We start from the raw sequence: 4805 nt of genomic DNA on the forward strand, positions 1-4805 counted from the left end.
CGGTGCCGGCCTGAGCGCGCCCGCCATCGCGCCGGTCGGTCCGGAGGCGGCGGCGCTGCTCGCGGCGCTGCATGCCGAGGCCTTCGCGCCGGCCGATCGCTGGTCGGCCCAGGCGATCGGATTGCTGGTCGCGCTGCCGGGGCATTTCGCGCTGCTGGGAGTGGTCGGGGGGGAACCTGCCGGATTCGCCCTGGGGCGCGTGGCGGCGGGCGAGGCGGAGGTCCTGACCCTGGCCGTGCGCCCCGCGGCGCGGCGGACCGGATGCGGCGCGGCGCTGATGCGCGCACTGATGGCCGAGGCGGCGAATCGCGGCGCCAGGGAAATGTTCCTGGAGGTCTCGGCGCAGAACGCGCCGGCCCGCGCGCTCTATGCCGGGCTTGGCGCGGCCGAGGCCGGGCGCCGGCGGCGCTACTACCCGGACGGGTCGGATGCGCTGGTGCTGCGGCTGCCGCTCAGCCCTTGCGGCGCAGCACCAGGCGCATGAGTCCGCCCGGCAATTCGGCCTGCGACAGCACCTGGTGGCCCTGCTCGGCGGCGGTTCGCGGAACGTTGCGGCGCGGTTCCTCACCTTTCAGCAGGACTTCGAGTATCGCACCGGGCGGCAGTCGATCGAGCGCCAGGCGGACCCGCACGAAGGTCATCGGGCAAGTCTCGGCGGTGATGTCGAGCACGCGAGCCGCTGATTTTTCTTCACCCGATGGTGGATAGGCCTCAGGTTTCAAGAAATTTATCCTTTCCAACATGGACGCCTTCTCGGACGCGGGGTAGAAACCCGCGACAGAGAAACAAGAAAGGGGGCTCCGTCGTGCCCGAATCCAATCCCAGCAGCGAACTTCTCGGCCTGACGGCGCAGATCGTCTCAGCGCATGTGTCGCACAACCCGGTGCCGGCGGCCGAACTTCCGAACCTGATCCAGGAAGTGTTCCGCACCCTGTCCGGCGTGGGCAGCGCACCGCCGCCCGAGCCCGAGCGCCCGCAGCCGGCGGTGCCGATCAAGAAGTCCATCACGCCCGGCTATCTCATCTGCCTCGAGGATGGGAAGAAGCTGAAGATGCTGAAGCGGCATCTCAAGACCTCCTACAACCTCTCGCCGGAACAGTATCGCGAGCGCTGGGGCCTGCCCGCCGACTACCCCATGGTGGCGCCGGACTACGCGAAGCACCGGTCCTCGCTGGCGAAGAAGATCGGCCTCGGCACCACGCCGCGGTCGCGCGGGAAGGCCAAGGGCGGCTGAGCCGCCCATCACGCAAGGATTGGCCGGCCGACCGGCGCGGGACTATGGTCCGGGCCCGCGCCTCACCTGGCGCGACCATCTCCCGGATGCTGACGACCTGATGGACAGCCGGACCCGCCCGCGCGCGACGCCCGCCGAATCGCCGCCCTCCCGCATCGAGCGACTGTGCATCGAGCGTGGCCTCAAGATGACCGGGCAGCGGCGGCTGATCGCGCGCGTGCTGAGCGACGCCGAGGACCATCCGGATGTCGAGGATGTGTACCGCCGGGCGCTCGCGCTCGACAGCAAGGTCTCGATCGCGACCGTCTACCGCACCGTGCGCCTGCTGGAGGAGAACGGCATCCTCGAGAAGCGCGACTTCGGCGGCGGGCGCGCGCGATACGACCTCGCCGATCGCGGCCACCACCACCACCTGATCGACGTGGACAGCGGCCGGGTGATCGAATTCGCCGACGAGGAGTTCGAGGCGCTGGCCCGGCGACTCGCGACACGGCTGGGCTTCGACCTGGTCGGCCAGCGGCTCGAGCTGTTCGGGCGCAGGCCGGCGGCAGAGCCCCCCCGCGCGCCGGCGCGCCGCCGCCCCTCCGGAACCGGCACATGACCGGGACGGACCCCGGCTTCGGGGAGCTCCGGTCGGGCAATCTCGGCGTGCGCCTCGCGGTCGATGCCGGCGAGATCGATGCCGTGCAGGCACTGCGCTATCGCGTCTTCTATGGCGAGATGGGCGCGCATGCCGACGCCGCCACCGCCGCCGCGCAGCGCGACCGCGACGATTTCGACGCGGTGGCCGACCACCTTCTGGTGGTGGACCACGACCGGGGCGAGGGCGCGAAGTCGGTGGTGGGCACCTATCGCCTGATCCGCCGGCCGGCGGCGGCGGCGCTGGGGCGCTGGTATTCGGCGGGCGAATACGACATCTCGCGCCTGGTCGCCTTCGACGGCGAGGTGCTGGAACTGGGGCGGTCCTGCGTTGATGCGGCCTACCGCACGCGCGGCACGCTGCAGCTGCTCTGGGGCGGCATCGCGGCCTATGTCTTTAAGCACGAGATCGCGCTGATGTTCGGCTGCGCGTCCCTGCCCGGCACCGACCTCGATGCGCTGGCGGACGAGCTCACCTATCTCGCGGCGAACCACATGGCGCCGGAGGCGATCCGCCCGGTCGCGCTGCCCGACCGCTACGTGCCGATGCTGCGGCGCGACCCTGCCACCATCGACGTGAAGCGCACGCTGGTCGCGCTGCCGCCGCTGGTGAAGGGCTATCTGCGCCTGGGCGGCTTCGTGGGCGACGGCGCCGTGCTGGACCACCAGTTCAACACCACGGATGTCGCGGTGGTGGTCAAGACCGACCAGATCACCGACAAGTACTATCGTCACTACGAGCGCAGACTGCGCGAGGCGTAGTTGAACGGCCTGCCGTCGATCGCCGCCAGGCCCAGGCCGATCAGCGCCATGCCCAACAGGTGCCGCGGCGCCAGTGCTTCACCCAGCACCAGCGTACCGAGCAGGATGGCGCTGACCGGGATCAGGAAGGTCACCAGCAGCAGGTTCACCGCGCCGGCCAGCGCCAGGATGCGGAAATACAGGACGTAGGCCAGCGCGGTGGACAGCGCCGCGAGGCCCAGCACCGCCCCCGCGGCCATCGCGGACGGGCGTGGCAGGCTCCAGGGGTGCTCGAAGGCCAGCGCCAGTGGCAGCATCATCACCGCCGAGGCCGTGACCTGGCCCAGCGCCGCCTGCATGGGCGAAATACCCAACCCGCGGAAGCGCCGCCCGAAAACGCCGGCAAAGGCATAGGACAGCGTCGCAGCCAGCATCGCGGCGGTGGCCCAGCCCGCCGTCGCCGCGCCGGCCAGCAGGTCGGGCCCCATCATCGCCCCGACACCGGCGAAACCGAACAACGCCCCCGCGACTTTCGCGCGCGTTGCCGTCTCCTCCTGGGTGAATGCATGCGCGACCAGCACGGTCCAGAGCGGCGTGGTGGCGTTCAGGATGGCGGCCAGGCCGGAGGGCAGCGCCTGTTGCGCCCAGACGATCAGCGTGAAGGGGATGGCGTTGTTGAGCAGCCCCATCGCGGCGATCGCGCCCCAGGCGCGCGCGCCACGCGGCGCGGACACGCCCAGGAGCGGGATCGCCGCCCACAGGATCGCCGCAGCGATCGCCACGCGCAGCGTGACCAGTGTCAGCGGCGGGACCTCGGGCCCCGCCACGCCGACGAAGAAGAAGGACCCGCCCCACAGGACGGACAGGGCGATCAGCAGGGACCAGGCGCGTGCGCTCATGGACCCTCATGGCGCGCGCCCGATGCGCCGCGCCCTCCGCGCGTTGCGGTGGCGCGGGCGCCCGCTCATGCCGACGGGCCAGATGCGTAATCCTTGGCCTGTCGGCATGGCGCGCGGGGCGGCTGGGCGGCCGCGCGCGGGGCCAACGCCTCAAATCCGGCCGACAAAGGATTGACCTTTATCGGCCGGATTTCAGTCCACCCGCGCCCCGCTCGCCCGCACGATCTCCGCATGCCTGCGGATCTCCACCGCCAGGAACTCCGCCGCGCGGGCCCGCGTGCCGCCCAGCAGCACTAGCCCCGCGCCTTCCAGCCGCTGCTTCGCCTCGGGGTCGACGATCACCTCGTTCACCAGCGTGTTCAGCCGGTCGATGATCGGCCCCGGCGTGCCCTTGGGCGCCATCACCATGAACCAGGTGCCGAAGGTCAGCCCCGCCAGGCCGAGCTCCGCCGTGGTCGGCACGTCGGGCAGCTGCGGGGATCGCGCATCGTCCAGCATCGCGAGCGGGATCACCTCCCCGGCGCGGACCTGCGGCAGCGCGCCGGTCACCAGGTTGAACATCGCCTGGATGCGGTTGGACAGCAGGTCGGTCACCGCCGGCGCGGGGCCGGAATAGGGCACGTGCTGCATGTCGGTCTGGGTCATCTGGCGGTAGAGCTCGCCCGCCAGGTGCATCGAGGACCCGTTGCCGGTCGACCCGAAGTTGATCCGACCCGGGTTCGCGCGCGCATAGGCGGTGAATTCCGCCAGCGTGCGCGGCCCCAGCGCGCGGTTCACCACCAGGATGTTGGGCACGTTGCCCACCAGCACCACCGGGTCGAAGTCGCGCAGCGGGTCGAAGGGCAGGTCGCGGTACAGCGCCGGGTTGGTGGCGAGCGTGCCCGCCCAGCCCCACAGGAAGGTATAGCCGTCGGGCGCGCTGCGCGCCGCGGTGGCGGCGCCGACATTGCCGTTGGCGCCGGCGCGGTTCTCCACCACCACGCGCTGCGGCAGGCGCTTGTCGAGCTCCTGCGCCAGGATGCGCGCGACGGTATCGGCGGTGCCCGCGCCGCCCAGCGTCGGCACGATCAGGCGCACCGGCTTGTCCGGCCAGGCCGGCGCCTGCGCGCGGGCGGCGAGCGGCGCGAGGGCGAGGGGAGCGGCGAGCGCGGCGCGGCGGTTCATCATGGCGGTCTGTCCCGGCTGGATCGCATCGAGCCTAGAACGCCGGCCGGCGCCGGTGAACAGCCCCCGCTTGCGCGGCGCCGCCCCGCGCCGCAGGGTCCGGCCGCGAGCAGATGGGGGGATGAGAT

7 protein-coding genes are annotated in these 4805 nt (G+C 71.7%); 4 read left to right on the top strand and 3 right to left on the bottom strand.

What is annotated here, in order from left to right:
- The first annotated feature begins 25 nt into the window (after window positions 1-25).
- The gene (rimI, locus tag HW578_RS22925) at window positions 26-484 is read left to right on the top strand and encodes a ribosomal protein S18-alanine N-acetyltransferase (RefSeq protein WP_369407962.1); all 459 of its coding nucleotides are present in this window, start codon (window positions 26-28) and stop codon (window positions 482-484) included.
- Here rimI and HW578_RS28000 read toward each other — a convergent pair.
- Window positions 453-641 (bottom strand): sulfurtransferase TusA family protein, encoded by a 189-nt coding sequence (locus HW578_RS28000; RefSeq protein WP_232479221.1) that lies wholly within the window; start codon window positions 639-641, stop codon window positions 453-455. The genes rimI and HW578_RS28000 overlap by 32 nt on opposite strands.
- Before the next feature lie 164 nt (window positions 642-805).
- On the opposite strand from HW578_RS28000, the gene HW578_RS22935 reads away from it, so the two are divergent.
- The 3 genes from HW578_RS22935 (at window position 806) to HW578_RS22945 (ending at window position 2635) form a co-directional block, all read left to right on the top strand.
- A complete protein-coding gene (locus HW578_RS22935) occupies window positions 806-1234 on the top strand; it encodes a MucR family transcriptional regulator (RefSeq protein ID WP_369407960.1) in 429 nt (142 codons plus the stop codon).
- Window positions 1235-1334: 100 nt separating this feature from the next.
- The gene (locus HW578_RS22940; protein ID WP_198373033.1) at window positions 1335-1835 is read left to right on the top strand and encodes a Fur family transcriptional regulator; all 501 of its coding nucleotides are present in this window, start codon (window positions 1335-1337) and stop codon (window positions 1833-1835) included.
- Window positions 1832-2635, top strand: coding sequence for a GNAT family N-acetyltransferase (locus HW578_RS22945; protein ID WP_198373034.1), 804 nt, complete (start codon window positions 1832-1834; stop codon window positions 2633-2635). Before HW578_RS22940 ends, HW578_RS22945 begins: the two co-directional genes overlap by 4 nt.
- Here HW578_RS22945 and HW578_RS22950 read toward each other — a convergent pair.
- Entirely contained in the window at window positions 2608-3513 is a 906-nt protein-coding gene (locus tag HW578_RS22950; protein ID WP_198373035.1) for a DMT family transporter, read from the bottom strand. The genes HW578_RS22945 and HW578_RS22950 overlap by 28 nt on opposite strands.
- A 192-nt stretch (window positions 3514-3705) precedes the next feature.
- The coding region (locus HW578_RS22955; protein WP_369407961.1) for a Bug family tripartite tricarboxylate transporter substrate binding protein at window positions 3706-4805 on the bottom strand (1100 nt) is incomplete at its 5' end.

It is taken from the genome of Roseomonas rosulenta (assembly GCF_016106005.1).
Lineage (GTDB): Bacteria > Pseudomonadota > Alphaproteobacteria > Acetobacterales > Acetobacteraceae > Neoroseomonas > Neoroseomonas rosulenta.

What these genes read in the sequence shown, in the direction of transcription:
- HW578_RS28000 (WP_232479221.1), bottom strand. Translation starts at nt 641, where the DNA reads ATGACCTTCGTGCGGGTCCGCCTGGCGCTCGATCGACTGCCGCCCGGT.
- HW578_RS22940 (WP_198373033.1), top strand. Translation starts at nt 1,335, where the DNA reads ATGGACAGCCGGACCCGCCCGCGCGCGACGCCCGCCGAATCGCCGCCC.
- HW578_RS22945 (WP_198373034.1), top strand. Translation starts at nt 1,832, where the DNA reads ATGACCGGGACGGACCCCGGCTTCGGGGAGCTCCGGTCGGGCAATCTC.
- HW578_RS22950 (WP_198373035.1), bottom strand. Translation starts at nt 3,513, where the DNA reads ATGAGCGCACGCGCCTGGTCCCTGCTGATCGCCCTGTCCGTCCTGTGG.